We start from the raw sequence: 17493 nt of genomic DNA, 5'->3' as shown, positions 1-17493 counted from the left end.
TTTCTCTTATGATGGTATCAACCCACTCAAGGAGGTCAAACAATGCATAACAAAAGAGGGAAAATGCTGCTTTCCATGCTTTTTACAGCTTCCATGCTGTTAAGCGCCTGTTCTGGTTCCAACACACAGAGTAATTCCGGATCGGCTGGAACGGATCAAGGGGGAGAGGAGAAGGTGAAGCTTGTCGTCTGGATTTGGGAGCAGGCCAAAGCCGGGATTGATCTAAATATGGACCGGTTCAAGGAAGCTTATCCCAATATCGAAGTTGAGTTCCAAACCATGAAATCCACCGACCTCTATCAGAAGTATTTGGTGTCCTCCAATACAGACGACACAGTGCCGGATGTGCTGGCGCTGGAATCGACGAATCTATCACAGATGGTGGAGATCAATTCGCTGCTCGACATTACCGAACGTGTGGCTCCATATAAAGATAATATCGTGCCCTACAAATGGAAGGACGCCACCATGGACGACAAAATCTATGCCATGCCATGGGACAGCGGCCCGGTGGTGATGTTCTACAGGAATGACCTGTTTGCTAAGGCCGGTCTGCCGACCGATCCCGATGAGGTCGCTGCCAAACTTAAGACTTGGGACGATTATTATCAAGCCGCCAAGCTGGTGAAGGAGAAGACAGGAGCGTTCATGTACGGCGATTCGAAGACCAATTCCAGCAACCGCGTGTTCGAATCTATGATGTGGCAGCGCGGATACTGGTATTTTGACGAGAACGGCAAGGTCACGGTCGATAGCCCGGAAGTGAAGGAGATCACAGATTACTTGATCAAGATGCAGCAGGAAGAGCTTGTCTATGACGCCCGCGCCAACTCCGACCCTTGGGGCAATGCCATCGGTGAGGGTAAAATAGCCAGCGTAGTCGGCGGTTCCTGGCATGACGCGATCATCGAAAAGCAGTACTCGCCGCAGGATTCGGGCAAATGGTCAGTTACGACGATGCCGAAATGGTCAGCAGACGATAAATATGGCGGGGCTAACCAAGGCGGGTCCAACATGGCGATAAATAAAAACTCGAAACACCCGGAAGAAGCCTGGAAATTCATCGAATTCATGCTCGGCGATAAGGAGTCTCAGACCAAAATGATGCTGGAAGCGGGGCTATTCCCCTCGTTGAAGACGGTATATTCCGACTCGGCAATGGACAAGCAATTTGATTACTTCAAGGGCCAGCCTATCTTAAAAGTGTATGCCCAATCACTGGAGAGCACCTATCCGCTTGCTTACACCTCCGATTTCCCGATGGCCAACAAGCTGATGACGGATGTGTGGGCAAAGGTGTTCCTGAATGACGCCTCCTCTGGAGATGCGTTAAAGACAATGGCCGATGAACTCCGGCAGAAGACCAAAAGAGAGTAGACAGCAGCAAGGATCAAGGAGGTGAGAATATCTATGGGCAAGACAAGATGGAACAGACAGATCCGTTACGCTCCGTATCTGTACATTTCCCCATACTTTATTTTATTTGGCATCTTTTCACTGTATCCGATTATTTATTCGTTTTATCTCAGTCTCACGGAATGGAACGGTGCAAGTGACAAGCTATTCATCGGGCTGGACAACTATACGGCGCTGCTGAAGGATCATTACTTTTGGCTGTCGCTGTGGAACAGCTTAGTCATCTTCCTGATGTATGTGCCGCTAATGCTCTTTCTTGGCTTAATCTTTGCCAGTATGCTCAACTCCAAATGGATGGTGGGCAAAGGATTTTTCCGGATGGCTCTGTTTGTACCGAATTTTGTGTCGGTGGTCGCCGTATCATTCGTATTCGTGCTGCTATTCAATACCCAAGACGGGCTGATCAACACGTTCCTGCTTAACCTCAGTTGGATCAAGTCTCCGCTTCCTTGGCTTGATTCCCCGTGGTGGGCGCGCTTTTCTGTGGCGTTAATGGTACTGTATCGTTGGCTCGGCTACAATATGCTGCTGTTGCTGACCGGTTTGCAAAGTATTCCAAAGGATTTGTACGAAGCTGCTTATGTCGACGGAGCGACGAAAGTAAAAAGCTTCTTCTTCATTACCATTCCTTTGGTCAAAAAAATGCTGCTATTCTGCACTGTGCTGTCCACAATCGGCACCTTCTCGCTCTTTACCGAGCCGTACATTCTCACCAAAGGCGGTCCGCTAAATTCGACGCTGACGCCGGTGCTGATGCTGTATAACGAAAGCTTTCAGAATTTCAACTTCGGCTACGCCTCGTCAATCGCTGTCTGCTTCTTCATCTTGATGATGAGCATATCGCTGATCCAGATGCGTCTATTCGATGAGAAATAAGGGGGGGAGAACCGAATGACGCTTTTGACTCAAACGAAAAAGAAGTCTGCGGCGAAAAGGGCCAGCCGTTCAGGTGAGAAGGGTCTGACCGCTGGTGCAGCATTTGTCCTGATGGCCGTGGTCTCCCTCATCACGTTGTTTCCGCTGTTCTGGTTATTCAGCTCATCGCTGAAAGATATCAGCCAAATCTTCGTTAATCCGCCGATCTGGCTGCCGACAACGCTGCATTGGGAGAACTTCACTGAATTGTTCGTGAACCGTAAATTTGGCATTATCACCTGGAACAGTCTGCTGCTGTCCACGACCATGACGATTACTGCGCTGCTGTTCTGCAGCCTGGCCGGGTTCGCCTTTGCCAAATATCGGTTTCGCGGCAAGGACATTTTGTTCGTCTTCGTGCTCGCTTCGCTAATGATCCCCCATGAAGCAACGATGGTTCCACTGTTTGTCATTTATAAGAACCTGCATCTCATCGACAACATCTGGGGAGTGATCTTACCCGATCTGGCCAATGCTTTTGGCATCTTCTTCATGCGGCAGTACTGCAGTTCCATTCCCGATGAAATGATGGAAGCGGCACGAATCGACGGTTGCAGCGAGATTGGCATGTTCCGCCGGATCATTCTTCCCAACCTGAAATCGGCGTTCGCCGCCCTGGGGATTATCCTGTTCGTCAAGCAGTGGAACAACTTTCTGTGGCCGTCCGTTATTCTGCGCTCGCAGGAGCATATGACGTTGTCCGTGGCGCTCAAGGCGCTGGAGGACAGCAACAATACACCTTATCATCTCATCATGGCCGGCTCGGTTGTAAGCGTGCTGCCGCTGCTTATTATCGTTCTGATTTTTCAGAGACAGCTTATTTCCGGCATGATTGACGGCGCGATTAAAGGATAAACACGAATAGATTAAAGAGCTGGACATTACCTCGTGAATGGGAAGGAGTTACGCAAGCCATGAAATTTGGTGTTGATTATTATCCCGAGCATTGTCCGCCCGACTTGTGGCAGCGGGATGCAGTAATGATGAAGGAGATGGGCATCGAGGTTGTACGGATGGCGGAGTTCTCATGGGCGAAGATGGAGCCGAGTCCCGGCATCTATGATTTCGGCTGGCTGGACGAAGCCATTGAACTGCTGGGAGAGCAGGGGATTACAACCATGCTGGGCACGCCGACAGCGGCTCCGCCGGTGTGGATGATGGAGCTTCATCCAGATCTGTACCCCCTGAATGCGGAGGGACAGAGGGTTGGCTTTGGCGGCCGGCATCATGACTGCCAGTCGCATCCACACTACCGGAAGCATATTAAAGAATTTGTGCGGACCATGGCTCTGCGCTACCGGGACAACCCCTATGTTGCCGGCTGGCAAATTGACAATGAGCTGGGTAACAGTCACCGTAATTTGTGCTATTGCGATCACTGCCGGGCAAGGTTCCACCGATGGCTGGAGGAACGGCATGGGACGATCGAAGGCCTGAACGAGGCGTGGGGAACGGTGTTCTGGAGCCAGACCTATACCTCTTTCTCGCAGATTCCCGTTCCACTTGCTACACCTAACAGCCATAATCCATCGCTTCTGCTAGATTGGAAACGATTCTGCTCCAGTCTGGTCGTCGAGTTCCAAAAGTGGCAGGCGGATATACTGCGGGAGGTATGTCCCGGCCATCGTATTACGCATAACTTTATGGGCTTCTTTGACAAGACTGATTATTTCGAGCTGGCGAAGGATCTGGATTTCATCTCCCACGATCAATACCCGATGCTGTTTCTGGAGGAGCGGATCAAGCGCAGCTCGCCCTCCCACCTCGGCATGGCGCTCGATCTTATGAGGGGAACCAAAGGGAAGCCGTTCTGGGTGATGGAGCAGCTCGCCGGACCGACAGGTACGGAAATTCTCGGCTCAACGCCACGGCCGGGGCAGATACGGCTCTGGACCTTTCAATCCGTTGCCCATGGTGCGGATACCATTGTCTATTTCCGGTGGGATACCTGCCTGTTCGGCAGCGAGCAGTACTGGCACGGCATTCTGCCGCACAGCCGTATTCCGGGTCGCCGATACGATGAAATCCGCGACAGCATAGCCGAACTGGCTCCTCATATGGAGGCTTTCCGCGGGGGACTTCCCGAAGCCGAGGTTGGGATTGTGTTCAGCTACGACCAGGAATGGGCGCTGCAAATCCAGCCGCATCATCCCGGCCTGAACTACGTCGCACATCTGCACCGTTATTATAAAGCATTATTTGATCACAATATCCCTGTAGATCTGATTTCCGAAAATGACGATTTCTCAAAGTACAAAGTGCTGATTTTTCCGCTTCTGTTCGTCACCGATTCAGAGCTATGCCGAAGACTATATGAATATACAGAATCGGGCGGGCATGTCCTGCTCGATATGCGGACCGCAGTCAAGGACCGGAATAATGCCGTTATTTCACTGACGCTGCCGGGACAATATTCACAGCTGCTGGGTCTAAGCATCTACGATTATGACTGTCTGCGCCAATTCGGGCAAAGTGTGAGATGGCTGAATGATGAGGGGATTTCCAGGGCAGCCCAAACGGAAGATGAAGGCGGGAAGTCAGAAGAGGAAGCGGAGCTGTGGTGCGATGTGATCACAGTGGAAGGCGCAGAGGTACTAGCTGTATACACCAGAGATTTTTATGCCGGGACACCGGCGGTTACCCGCCATGCATACGGCAGGGGACGAGCCTATTATGCCGGCACGGAATTGGGGCCGGAGACGATGGAAAAGCTGGTCATGGAGATGATTGGCGACGCTGGGGTCTGTGGAATCGCAGCCGCACCGGAAGGCGTCGAGATTACCCGGAGACGGGGAAAGGACGGTACTTATTTCTTTGTCATGAATCATAACCGGACGGTATGCGAATTGGATGTTCCAAAGGGATGGAGTCTGGTTTCGGAAGTAAGTGGAATGAACAAGCGTTGCAACCCGAAATTGAAGTCTGAATCCTCCAAGGAATGGCATGAATCCAATCCCATCCTGCTTCAGCCTTTTGACTGTGCATTGTTTCTTGAGATCACCTGATTAACTTGAACTACATCAGCGGCAGTTCATAAAATCTACCTAACTGACGGACACAGCTATTCTGCGTCCGTCAGTTAGGTTTTTTTGCAGTCAGATCTATAATGAAGACAGAAAGACTAGGTATACATCGACAATCATAATATATCATGATATATTATTATGTAAATCATGAATAATAAGAGTCAGGAGATAGTGAAGGTCATGAACGAACCGACGTCTTCTAAGCCGATGTATGAGAAGATCTTTGATGAAGTGAAGGAGAGCATATTGACTCAAGCCTATAAGCTTGGAGAGCGTGTTCCTTCCGAGAAAGAACTGGCTGATAGCTATAATGTAAGCCGTATTACCAGTAAAAAAGCGCTTGAGCTGCTGGCCGCCGAGCATTTGATCGTCCGTAAGCCGGGCAGGGGCTCGTTTGTGGCCGATCCGGTCGCTGAACTTCAGGAGCTGCCTCCAGGAACAAGTACCGGAATCCCTGCAATCAATGTAGAAGAGAAGACCATCGGGCTGATCATCACCGATTTTGGAAACAGCTACGGTACGGGGCTGATCTATGGCATGGAGCAGGCTTCACGCGATAATGACTGTTTTCTGGTCTTGCGGAGAACCTTCGGTATTCCCGAGAATGAAGAGCAATCCATCCAGAAGCTGCTCAACCTGGGTGTGGATGGGCTGATTATCTTCCCGGCGCAGGGCGAATATTTCAACGCGGAAATCCTCAAGCTGGTCATTGGCCGTTTCCCTCTGGTGCTGGTGGACAGACATTTAAAAGGGGTAGCCGCCGCATCGATCAGCACGGATAATCTTCAGGCAGCGCTTGAAGCTACAGAGTATTTGTTTGATTTGGGACATACCCATATATCATTTCTTTCGCCTCCGCCGGTCGATACCACTGCCGTCGAAGACCGGATTGAAGGCTTCATACAGGCACACGCCCAGCGGGGAATCATGGTGGATAAGGAGCTGTGGGTCAGTGACTTAACCTCGACATTGCCGAAGTTTTTTAACCCGGATAATATTGAACATGATCTCGCGCGCCTGGAATCCCATCTGAAGAGTCACCCAGACATTACTGCGCTGTTTGCCATTGAGTACAATATTGCCTTGCTCGCAAAGACAGCGGTGGAACGCCTGGGACTGCGCATCCCCGAGGATATCTCCATTATTTGCTTCGACAGTCCGCCGACACAACTTGGAGGAGGTTATGCCTTCACCCATATGCGCCAGAATGAAGAAGAGATGGGGCGGCTTGCGGTAGAGAATGTGCTGACAATTATGAACGGGCATTCTGTACCGAATAAGGTAATGCTGGAGGCGAAGCTGATCCCCGGCAGCTCGACCGGACCTGCAGTTCGAAAGTAACGGCAACAGATAGCGACGAACCCATTCAATCGGATGGGTTTTTTTATATCCAGATTCTTGAAATGATATATCATTAAGTCTAAAATATTGATTGACATATTATTTGTATACCAATATACTATTTAATGAAAGCGCTTAATAAAAATACAAAAGGGAGGTTATTTCAACTGTACTCTTCAAATGAACTACCCCAATCCATACAACGGCTGGCTGCACAGGTTCGGACAATATTGCAGGACCGCCCAAAACTGGCGGACATGTTCGAACAATGTTTATCGAACACCTGGAATACAACAATAAAACGCAATAAAGACGGAAAGACCTTTATCATTACTGGTGATATTCCTGCCATGTGGCTGAGGGATTCTGCCGCACAGGTCAGGCCTTTTCTGATCCTTGCTGCTGAAGATGAGGAAATAGCAGACATGATCGAAGGATTGATTAAGCAGCAATTTGCTTTTATCGAGATTGATCCTTATGCAAACGCTTTTAATCAAGAGGCGGATGGACGGGGGCATCAGGATGATCTCACGGCAATGAACCCCTGGATCTGGGAGAGGAAATACGAAGTAGATTCCTTATGTTATCCGATCCAGCTCAGCTATTTACTGTGGAAGAATACCGGACGGACCAGCCAATTTGATGCTGCTTTTGAAAAAGGGGTCCGGCGGATTATTGAACTGTGGACCACCGAACAGAACCATGAGCGCGATTCCCTCTATACGTTTCAACGCCTACATGGAGCGCCAACGGATACATTGGTCCGTGAAGGCAAAGGCAGCCTGACGGCCTATACAGGAATGACCTGGTCCGGGTTTCGACCAAGCGACGATGCCTGCGAATATGGCTATCTCATCCCGGCCAATATGTTCGCTGTCGTTGTTCTCCGGTATGTGTGTGAAATTGCCGCTGAGGTGCTGAAAAGCTCTGAGCTTGCAGCTTCCGCGCAACACCTGCTGGAGCAGATCGAAAGAGGTATCCGGCAACACGGTACTGTGGACCACCCTGAGTTTGGGACTGTGTATGCCTATGAGACAGATGGGCTTGGTAGTGTGAATTTGATGGATGATGCCAATGTTCCCAGCCTGCTCTCCATTCCTTATCTCGGCTACTCTCCAGTTGATGATCCTGTATATATGAATACCCGCAGCTTCATTTTGAGCAAGAGTAATCCCTATTTCTATTCAGGCATAGCCGCAGCAGGCATAGGCAGTCCCCATACCCCAAACCGTTATATCTGGCCAATCGCCTTAGCGGTACAAGGAATGACTTCAGGAGATACAGAGGAACAGCAATCCATTCTTGACCGGCTGGCGCAGTGTGATAACGGTACCGGGTTTATGCATGAAGCTTTTCATGCAGATGATCCCGGCGCGTACACCCGTCCCTGGTTCTCTTGGGCCAATATGATGTTCTGCGAGCTGGTGCTCATGCGCTGCGGAATCGAAGTAAAGCGCAGCTAGCAGCTAAATGAACGGCAACAATGACATACCAAATAGTCTGAGGGGGATGAAAACAATGAAGAAATGGTTGATTACAGCACTTACTCTGGTGACGGTCTCTGGCCTGGCCGCCGGGTGTGGCGGTAATTCAGGCAATTCCGGGGATGCCAATGCAGGGAACAGCGGAACAGAGCAAGGCGGCAAGAGTGCAAAGAAGACAGAGCTTACTTTCTGGGGGGACTGGGGCGGAGAAGGCCAGAAGCAGTTCGAAACGATGGTCGATGCTTTTAACAAATCGCAGGATAAGATTCACGTGAAATACGTGCTGCAGCAGGATATGATCACTAAATTTCTTACTGCGGCCACGAACGGCGGTGCTCCTGACGTACTTTTCTGGGACCGCTGGCGGACTTCACTTTATGCGCCCAAAAATGTGCTGCATCCGGTGGATGACTATTTAACTCGTGATGGGATCTCCAAAGATGATTTTTACAGCGAATCGCTGAACGAACTTTCTTACGACAATAAATTATACGGTCTGCCGCTTACAGTAGACGCTCGTGCACTATTCTACAATAAGAAGCTGCTGGCCGAAGCCGGGCTTCAGCCGCCGACGACTTGGGATGAGCTTGAAGCGGCGGCTGCGAAGCTGACGAAATGGAACGGAGACAAGCTTGAAGTAGCAGGCTTCTCCATGGCAGACCTGGGATTGTTCAACATGTATCTCCAGCAGGCGGGCGGCACCATGCTGACCGAAGACGGGAAGACCAACTTCAACAATGAGCAGGGTAAGCAGGTGCTCGAATTCTGGGACCGGATGATGAACAAAGATAAAGTGTACAAAGTGGGCTTTGAGCTGGGGCTCGGAGAAGGCCAGGATGCTTTTGTTACCGGAAAAGTCGCTATGCTCTATTCAGGCCCATGGATGCTCAGCACTTACAATAAATACGGCAAAGACCTGGAATACGGCGTTGTTCCTCCGCCAGCAGGCCCTAACGGTGACAAAGGCAGTGTGATGGGCGGCTTCGGCCTGGTTATTCCTGAGGGCTCCAAGCATCACGATGAGGCCTGGGAATTTATCAAATGGTGGACGGCTAACAAAGACAACGCTCTGCTGTGGGCTAAGACCAGCTTGAACCTGCCTGGCTTCAAGCCTTCGATGGAGGACCCGTTCTTCAAGGATGATCCACTGTGGAAACCTTTTATGGAAACCCTGGAATTTGCTAAGGTCCGCCCGTCACATCCCGGCTATTCCGTAATGGAGACGGATGCCTTGGCGCCGAATCTTCAGCTTAACCAGCAGAACAAACTGAGTATTGAGGACACACTTAAGAAGTCTCAGGAGCAGGGAGACCAAATGCTTAAGGATAACGAAGTTGTGAAGTAGCAGTTGTAGCAGCAGGGAGGCGGTGCCTCCCTGCCACTATGGAACCTTGCCGCATAATGAAGGGGGGAGTTGTATGGCTTCCATGAGAAAAGTGGAAAGACATCAGGCGCGGACTGCTTATTTGTTCATCACGCCTACAGTGCTGCTGTTCGTGGTCTTTACAATTATTCCAGTAGTAATGGCCTTATATCTCAGCTTTACCAATTATGATGTGCTTAGCCGAAATGACTGGATCGGGCTTGATAACTACCGGCGGCTGGCTCATGATGATCTGCTGTGGAAAACCTTCCGCAATGTGTTTCTGTATTCGCTGATTTTTGTGCCGCTCAATATTCTAATTTCACTGCTATTGGGACTGCTGCTCAGCCGGGCGTGGCGCGGGGTGAAGCTGTTCCGCACCTTTTATTATCTGCCTACGCTGACTTCAGCTGTCGCGGCAGCAACGGTATGGATCTGGCTGCTGCACCCGGAATTTGGGCTGATTAACGGTTTGCTCTCCTACGTTGGGATTACAGGTCCGGCCTGGCTGTCCGAGACAAGAACGGCCATGCTCTCAATAGTCCTGCTGACACTCTGGCAGTCCGTCGGCTCTAATATGATTATTTATCTGGCAGGTCTGCAAGGCGTTCCGGATTATCTGTATGAATCGGCCCGCCTGGATGGTGCCAACAAAATGGATTGCTTCCGGTATATCACTTGGCCGCAGTTACGGCCGACAACTTTCCTGGTCAGTACCATGGCGATCATCGGTGCACTGCAGCTGTTTGACCAGGCTTTTGTTCTGACGCAGGGAGGGCCGGCCAATGTCACGAAGACACCGGTCTATCTGATCTACCAGCAAGGCTTTAACCAGCTGCAAATGGGCTATGCTTCTGCGCAGGCATTTGTGCTGGCGATGGCCATCCTGGTCTTTTCACTGATCAATATGCGGATATCCAAAGCGGAAGAGTCAGTCATTTAAACAGGGCTGCCCAGGAAAAAAGGAGGCTTACAGCTATGGGTGTTACCGGCGGCTCCGCCCTGAAGCGGGGCATTAACAAATCCATTTATTATATCGTATGTATCGTTATTGCTGTTGCCATGTTCCTGCCATTCTATTGGAGCGTACTAACGTCCCTGAAACCGGATGAGGAGATCTTTGCGATGCCGATCCAATGGTTTCCGAAGCATTTGACCTTTGATCATTACCGCAAAGCATTCTCGACCGTGCCATTTGCTTTATTTTTCTGGAATTCGCTTGTTCTTGCCGTATCCGGTGTACTGGCCAATTTATTCTTTGGCTCACTCAGCGGCTACGCTTTTGCGAAGCTGAAATTCAGGCTCAATAAGCCGGTATTCCGGGTGCTCCTGGCTGCGATGATGATCCCCGGCATCGTAACCATGATTCCGACCGTTTATGTGATGCGCCATATTCCATTCGCCGGAGGCAATGATCTTTTCGGCAGTGGCGGCAACGGACTGATGAACTCCTTCTGGGGCATTATTCTGCCGGGCGCATCCGGGACGTTCGCGGTGTTCTTCATGCGGCAATTTTTCCTCACCCTGCCCAGCGATATGCTGGAAATGGCCCGGATTGAGGGCTGCGGTGAATTTAAGATCTTTTGGCGCATTTATCTGCCGCTCACCAAACCTGCACTGGCTACCTTAAGCATCTTTACCTTTCAGGCAGGGTGGAACAGTTTTCTTTGGCCGATGATCGTCTTAAATGATCCGGATAAAGCGACCATTCAAATGGGGCTGCAGGCCTTTTCCTATAACTTTCAGACCGATTACGGGCCGATGATGGCGGGTGCGCTGGTCGCGATTCTGCCGATATTGGTGCTCTTTTTGGCCCTGCAGCGTTATTTTGTTCAGGGCATTGCGTTCAGCGGTATTAAAGGGTAAGCAGCTACTGAAACCAGATCAGATATGAGGAGAGAGAGCCTTATGAAGCAATTGAAAATTGAGCCACGACTGTGGGAGGAACGGGCGGACAAGGCGCAGGAAGCGCTGGATCATTATTTCTGGAACGAAGACTTGGGCATGTACAACATTGAGACGCCTTGCCCGAATGGGGAATGCAACACTATATTTCACTATTGGTGGATGGCTCATGCGGTGGATACGCTGGTGGACGGTCTGCTGCGGACAAGAGACAGACGGTACGAAGAACGTCTCGTCTCGCTGCATGAAGGTCTTCTCCGCCGCAATGGCGGGAGTTGGCCGAATGAGCTCTATGATGATATGGAATGGATGGCAATATCATGGCTGCGTGCGCATCAGGCAACGGGGAAGGAGAGCTACAAGCAGACCTCATTAATTCTGTGGCAGGACATCAAGACGGGCTGGAACGAGCATATGGGCGGCGGCATCGCCTGGCAGAAATCGCAGCTTGATTATAAAAACACCCCGGCCAACGCGCCTGCCGCCATCCTGGCTGCCCGGCTGTATCAGGCCTTTGGTGATCCGCAGGATCTAGAATGGGCAGAACGGATTTTAAGCTGGCAAAAGAAACATCTCGTCGACCCGGAGACCGGTTTTGTCTGGGATGGGTTGAACCGTGAGGGGGATGGTACAGTCGATAAAGACTGGAAATACACCTACAATCAAGGAGTGTATATAGGCGCCGCAATTGAACTGTACCGGATTACGGATCAAGCCGGCTACCTTGAAGATGCCCGGCAGACCTTCGCCGCAGCCGTTGAAGAGCTAACCGGTCCGCAGCTCAGGGTGTTGTCGGATGAAGGAGGCGGAGATGGCGGTCTGTTCAAGGGCATACTGGTCCGCTATACAGCCGAACTTGTAAAGTCCGATCCTGAGGCCAGAGAAGCTGCATCCTTTCTTCAAAGAAATGCGGAACTGCTTTGGGAGAGAGGGAAGGCGGCGGAAAGTGCGTTGTTTGGAACGGACTGGTGCCACCCGCCCGGCGGCATTGTACAGCTAAGCTCCCAGCTCAGCGGCATAAAGCTGCTGGAGCGGATGGCTGAGCTTGGCACTATTATCGGTGAATAATTAACGCCAGATGGGGATGATCCTATGGACATTTTTGCTGAAGCTTCAGCACAGGCTGATTGGAAGACACGTGCGGACTGGTTCCAGCGCTGCCTTCAGCAGCATTATTACAATGAAGAGACCGGTATTATGAATCAGTGGTTTCCCAAAGCGCATATCCGTCCGGACGACAACTTCTATTATTGGTGGCAGGCCCATGTGATGGATGTGCTTGTCGATGCTTATGAACGTACGGGAGATCCCGCAGCTCCCCTGCGTATCCGCGAATTCAGCCGCTGTCTGCGTGCTTATAATGGCGGTACCTTTTCCCATAATTATTATGATGATATGGAGTGGACGGCACTTGCGCTGCTGCGGGCGTACCAGGCTACCGGGGAAGAAGAATACAAGAATGCTGTGCTGGAGCTGTGGTCTGATATTCAAACCGCGTGGAACAGCCATTTCGGGGGAGGAATGGCCTGGAAGAAGGATCAGCTGGATTATAAGAACACCCCGGCTAATGCACCCGCCGCCATTCTGGCTGCCCGTTTGTACGGATTGTTCCGGGATCCGGAGGATCTGGAATGGGCGGTCCGCATTTACGAATGGAACAAAGCCTATCTGGTGGATCCCGGCTCCGGCTTTGTATGGGACGGAATTAACAGGCTGGGAGACGGCCAGATTGATTATGACTGGGAATTCACTTACTGCCAGGGAGTGTTTCTTGGAGCGGCGCTGGAACTGTACCGTGTTATGGGAGAGCAGCAATATGCAGACGATGCCCTGCGGACAGCCGACACAAGCATACGCCGCCTGAGCCACCCGGTTACACTCATGCTGCCTGATGAAGGTATTGATGACACCGGATTGTTCAAAGGAATTCTGATCCGCTACTGGGTTCAGCTGGAGAAGCAGTTTCCTGGAACACTTCCCATCCGTAAAGTTATCCTGGCGAATGCCCATGCTTTATGTACGAAAGGACTGGACCACGAGCTGGGACTCTGCGGCCCTTCTTGGGAGCATAAGCCTGTACTGCCGGTTCAGCTCAGCGTGCAACTTAGCGGATTGATGCTGCTTGAAGGTATTGCCGCTTTGGAGAATCAGCGGAATGAGTGAGGCAGAGAATCTCAGGTTATCTAAGATATATTTCTAATCTAACATCTGCTCTAAAGACTGAAAATTCAGATCGGGAACAGCATTAACGGAGAACGTTAGTTCAATAAACCAGCGGCAGTCTAGGACTATATTTTCCAATCCAAGACTGCCGCTGGTTTATTATTGAATTCAGTTAGAGTTTAACTTCTTCGTTCCGGCTTGGATCGCTGTATTTATAGATACCAGGGTTCAGTTCAATCTTTTCATCAAAGGGAATACCTTTGTAGCTATCGATATTAACCCCTGTAGATACCATACCCTTAGGTGTAATTCTAGGTACTATTTCTTTGCCATTAATCCGTACCGTAGTCTGGTTAACACCCTTGAAGCCAGGGGATTCGGAATGGGACTCGACTATCAAATTTTCGCCCTCAATATAATACGTGAATTGAATATCAAATCCATCCACATTAAGTTTGGCGAACTGCTTTTCTTTCTTAGGTTTATTTAGCGTGATCCAATTCTTAGAGGTATCCCGTTTTTCAATGACAGCATCTTTTAATTTAAGTTTCATTGGAACATCAGACCAGTCCTTATACCACTCCGAAGATTCAAATTCAAATAAATGCTGATAGCTTCCGGGATGATCACCTTTTAAAACCCGATCCCCGGCGATTGTTTTATCCCCTATAACCAGTTGAGCAGTTTTGTAGTGGACAATTCCTTTTTTAAGCGATTCTTCTTCATTGATTAGGATCTGGATAACTAAAGGGGTGATCACCAGCTGATCGAACGTTATGCCTGTCTTTTTTTGGACTTCAGGACTGGTGTTCAATTTCTTAGTGTACATAGCTTCACTTGCCTTTTTTCCATCTGCTTTAAAATCAAACTTCCAACTGCCCGAAATCCGTTTTGCTTCTTCAATGTAACTAAAATGAAGACTGGCATCTTTCCAATCGGGTTCAGTCATATCGAATACCTGTTCAATAAACAAATCCGAACCTTCGCTAGGCATGATGGTGGGAACTGCTTCTTTCACTTGACCACCAGCATTAACTACCAGTTGCGGGGTGCCGCGTCCCAAGTCAGATGGTGAAGCAGCGACCCTATAGCGGATAATGGTTTGATTTGAAGCTTGTCGAACGGATTCAATATGGAGGGTTGGATACTGTACAGATCCGGTAACAATCGTATCTCCAGCTTGAGGGTTAGAATTTAAGGGAATATCCCTATTACGGAGAAAAACAAGATTTTGCGCTTCAAATTTGTAGTCTTTTTTATCATCCTTTAAGGTATCAGGGGTTTCGTATACACCAAGGAGTTTCTTGCTTACCGGGTCGTATTCTAAATTGCCGTATACTTTTGCCTCACTACCGGATTCACTTGTCATGGTATTTTTCTCTGTAGCAATTCCAATATATTGGCTTAGGTCGGTTTTAGTATCCAGAGATATGAGCATTTTCATTTTTTCTCCATCCGTTACCACACCGTTCAAGTTCATTGTAACTCCAGAACTGGAAGCTTGGAGATCATACTGCTGGCCGATACCGTTTTTTAATGCATTGGTCACACTACGGCCGCCAATTTCATCCCAATTCATCGTCACACTAGCGTATACAGGAATGGCGACAAGCAAGATACATGAGAAAACGATACTGATGGGAACAACCTTCGCACGATGTCTAGGAATATTCTGCGAAGGCTGCAGATTTAGTTGGCGTTGATATGCTTCTTTTTCTATGGCTGTCCACATTAAATCATAATCCGGCAGGGGAATGTTCTTATCCTTTTCAATATACTGATTCATTGCTGCTCATCTCCTTTAGTTGAGTTCCAACCATCTTGCCCTTTAACAGCTTAAGCCCCTTATTTAGTCTGGATTTTGCAGTTCCTTCGGGTATGTCCATCACTTTAGAGATCTCGGGTACAGTCAATTCGTTAATAAAACGTAGGACTACTACCATTCTGATTTTGTCGGGAAGCTTACTATATAAGCCTTGAATTTCTTTTCTAGTTTCCCGGCGATTTAAATGCTCTTCGACAGGGTTGGAATCCTGAGACCTGGATAGTAAATAATTACGTAATTCTTTCATCACTCCTGTTTTACGCCTTCTGATCAGGCTGTTACACTCATTCGAAGCAATTCGCAAAATCCACGATTTTAAGTTCCTTACCTTTGATCTATCTGCCAAAATCACTTTGACAAATACCTCTTGGCTAATATCCTCAGCATCTGCCTGATTTTTCATCAAATAGTAGCAAAAATAATAAACATCTTCTTTATAGAGCTCGAAAATTTCCCGGTCAGTCATTCTGCAGCACCCCCTTTTTCTTGTTCTCATCAATAAGACAGATAGAGGCTGGCAATCGTTCATTTTATGTACACTATAGTTTTGACAGTAGACTCCGAGAATGAGAGAATATAGTTTTGTAGAAGCTATAGATTTCAAAAAAATTTTGGAGGCCTATCAATGAATCAGCGTTTTCGTATCACACGATCAATGCAGGAAAACAATGCGGAGCCATCCATCTCTTTGGATGAATGCAAAGATTACTTTGCGGCCAAACCCGACTTTGCGTACTCACAGGTTTTTACCATAAAAGGCCCGGAAAGCAACATGTCCATTGATGGAGACTTTTTTATGTGGAAGCAGGGGGATGTGGAAATTCCTTTCCGGCTTTACATGGGTGATTTGTATGTAGCTATTTCCAACGAAGCTGTAGTTCCCAAAATGATTGAAATTGCAACGGAACTGCAAGCTGATATAGTTGAAGGGTAAAACACCAATCAAGGAGGCCATTATGCAGCCGATACATCCTCAAGACATCCAAACCGTGATCGACCGCCTCACCGGTCAGGAACTTTACCTGCACCTTGAACTCACGACAGGCGCCTATGCCAGTCATTTGGACAGCAGCCGGCCAACCGCTTCGGCGTTCATCACCAATGCGGCCGTCTCATATACGCACGGCTCCATCTCCGGCACAGGTCCTTACCGGGTCGGATTAAAGACAGCAAACGGCTGGATCTATGCTGAGGGCCTTACGCATGTTGATGAGAATGAGCATGAACGCCTTATCATGGCCGGGCACGACAGTCAAGGAAAGCTAATTGTGTCATTGCAATTAAGCCGGGAAAAGTTCTAATGAAAGCGGAGGATCAAGCAGCCATGAATACTAAACAAGCCAAACATGAGCGCATCTTAGTGGTATTTCCCCATCCCGATGACGAAGCATTCGTTGCATCAGGGACATTGGCTATGTACATAGAAGGCGGCGCTCAAGTCACCTATGCTTGTCTGACACTCGGGGAGATGGGCCGCAATATGGGCATCCCGCCGTTCGCGAGCCGTGTCAGCTTGCCAGCAATCCGCAAGGAGGAACTGACAGCGTCTTGCCATGCGATTGGCATCCAAGACTTAAGGATGCTCGGCTTCCATGATAAAATGATTGAGTTCGAAGACCAGCAGCTGCTGGACTCCCGCATCCTGTCACTGCTCCAGGAATTGACCCCGTCGCTGGTCATCACCTTCTATCCAGGGTACAGTGTGCATCCCGATCATGATGCCACCGGGGCCGCCGTCATCCGAACCATCAGCCGGCTCCCCGCGGCAGAACGGCCGCTTGTGTACTGCAGCGCCTTCGCCAGCAATCATGAGATGGTAATCGGGAAAGCAGATGTGACCGTAGACGTGACACCATTCCTTGTTAAGAAAATGGCCTCGATTACGGCGCACCGTTCGCAATTCCAAGCGGCGGAACTCGTCGGGAACCGGGAGCTGAGTGATGAAGAAATCCGCGACCGGTTCGGCACAGAACAGTTCTGGACCTACCGGTTCGATTCATCTCTATGATAGAGGAACAGTTTATGGACAAATCCCCCTGCCTTTAGGCAGGGGGA

16 protein-coding genes are annotated in these 17493 nt (G+C 49.4%); 14 read left to right on the top strand and 2 right to left on the bottom strand.

All coding sequences use genetic code 11. From position 1 onward, the window contains the following. The first annotated feature begins 42 nt into the window (after positions 1-42). From NYE29_RS27245 to NYE29_RS27195, 11 genes are all read left to right on the top strand, one after another. The gene (locus NYE29_RS27245) at positions 43-1377 is read left to right on the top strand and encodes an ABC transporter substrate-binding protein (protein ID WP_340898285.1); all 1335 of its coding nucleotides are present in this window, start codon (positions 43-45) and stop codon (positions 1375-1377) included. Between the two features lie 33 nt (positions 1378-1410). Continuing rightward, a complete protein-coding gene (locus tag NYE29_RS27240) occupies positions 1411-2292 on the top strand; it encodes a carbohydrate ABC transporter permease (protein WP_076112903.1) in 882 nt (293 codons plus the stop codon). 15 nt (positions 2293-2307) lie between these two features. Then, a complete protein-coding gene (locus NYE29_RS27235) occupies positions 2308-3186 on the top strand; it encodes a carbohydrate ABC transporter permease (protein ID WP_340898284.1) in 879 nt (292 codons plus the stop codon). Positions 3187-3245: 59 nt separating this feature from the next. Beyond that, positions 3246-5336: a beta-galactosidase gene (locus tag NYE29_RS27230; protein WP_340898283.1), complete on the top strand. Its 2091-nt coding sequence runs from the start codon at positions 3246-3248 to the stop codon at positions 5334-5336. A gap of 201 nt (positions 5337-5537) precedes the next feature. Continuing rightward, positions 5538-6698 carry a GntR family transcriptional regulator gene (locus NYE29_RS27225; RefSeq protein ID WP_038592008.1) on the top strand — a complete coding sequence of 387 codons (1161 nt, stop codon included), beginning with the start codon at positions 5538-5540 and terminating at the stop codon, positions 6696-6698. A gap of 125 nt (positions 6699-6823) precedes the next feature. Continuing rightward, complete coding sequence (locus tag NYE29_RS27220) at positions 6824-8161, top strand: glycoside hydrolase family 125 protein (protein WP_340898280.1); 1338 nt, start codon at positions 6824-6826, stop codon at positions 8159-8161. A gap of 55 nt (positions 8162-8216) precedes the next feature. Continuing rightward, positions 8217-9527 carry an ABC transporter substrate-binding protein gene (locus NYE29_RS27215; RefSeq protein ID WP_340898279.1) on the top strand — a complete coding sequence of 437 codons (1311 nt, stop codon included), beginning with the start codon at positions 8217-8219 and terminating at the stop codon, positions 9525-9527. A gap of 73 nt (positions 9528-9600) precedes the next feature. Continuing rightward, the gene (locus tag NYE29_RS27210; RefSeq protein ID WP_038592014.1) at positions 9601-10488 is read left to right on the top strand and encodes a carbohydrate ABC transporter permease; all 888 of its coding nucleotides are present in this window, start codon (positions 9601-9603) and stop codon (positions 10486-10488) included. A 35-nt stretch (positions 10489-10523) separates the two neighbouring features. Next, positions 10524-11411 carry a carbohydrate ABC transporter permease gene (locus NYE29_RS27205; RefSeq protein ID WP_038592017.1) on the top strand — a complete coding sequence of 296 codons (888 nt, stop codon included), beginning with the start codon at positions 10524-10526 and terminating at the stop codon, positions 11409-11411. Between the two features lie 42 nt (positions 11412-11453). Continuing rightward, positions 11454-12518: a glycoside hydrolase family 76 protein gene (locus NYE29_RS27200; RefSeq protein WP_340898277.1), complete on the top strand. Its 1065-nt coding sequence runs from the start codon at positions 11454-11456 to the stop codon at positions 12516-12518. Positions 12519-12542: 24 nt separating this feature from the next. Further along, positions 12543-13613 carry a glycoside hydrolase family 76 protein gene (locus tag NYE29_RS27195; RefSeq protein ID WP_340898275.1) on the top strand — a complete coding sequence of 357 codons (1071 nt, stop codon included), beginning with the start codon at positions 12543-12545 and terminating at the stop codon, positions 13611-13613. 172 nt (positions 13614-13785) lie between these two features. Here the strand turns inward: NYE29_RS27195 and NYE29_RS27190 are convergent, their stop codons facing one another. Then, complete coding sequence (locus tag NYE29_RS27190) at positions 13786-15399, bottom strand: DUF4179 domain-containing protein (RefSeq protein WP_340898274.1); 1614 nt, start codon at positions 15397-15399, stop codon at positions 13786-13788. Continuing rightward, positions 15383-15904 (bottom strand): RNA polymerase sigma factor, encoded by a 522-nt coding sequence (locus NYE29_RS27185; protein ID WP_340898273.1) that lies wholly within the window; start codon positions 15902-15904, stop codon positions 15383-15385. Before NYE29_RS27185 ends, NYE29_RS27190 begins: the two co-directional genes overlap by 17 nt. Positions 15905-16063: 159 nt before the next feature. Between NYE29_RS27185 and NYE29_RS27180 the strand changes: the two genes are divergently transcribed. Genes NYE29_RS27180 through bshB2 form a run of 3 tightly spaced genes read left to right on the top strand, consistent with a single transcriptional unit; the run spans position 16064 to position 17446 of the window. Next, positions 16064-16372 (top strand): hypothetical protein, encoded by a 309-nt coding sequence (locus NYE29_RS27180; protein WP_340898272.1) that lies wholly within the window; start codon positions 16064-16066, stop codon positions 16370-16372. 22 nt (positions 16373-16394) lie between these two features. Next, entirely contained in the window at positions 16395-16739 is a 345-nt protein-coding gene (locus NYE29_RS27175; RefSeq protein WP_076112895.1) for a YojF family protein, read from the top strand. A gap of 23 nt (positions 16740-16762) precedes the next feature. After that, on the top strand, positions 16763-17446 hold the full coding sequence (gene bshB2, locus NYE29_RS27170) for a bacillithiol biosynthesis deacetylase BshB2 (protein ID WP_340898270.1): 684 nt from the start codon (positions 16763-16765) through the stop codon (positions 17444-17446). The last annotated feature ends 47 nt before the right edge of the window (positions 17447-17493 follow it).

Source organism: Paenibacillus sp. FSL M7-1046, assembly GCF_038007405.1.
Lineage (GTDB): Bacteria > Bacillota > Bacilli > Paenibacillales > Paenibacillaceae > Paenibacillus_AQ.
The sequence above is the reverse complement of the archived record's forward strand: the minus strand, read 5'-3'. Positions and strand labels throughout refer to the sequence as shown.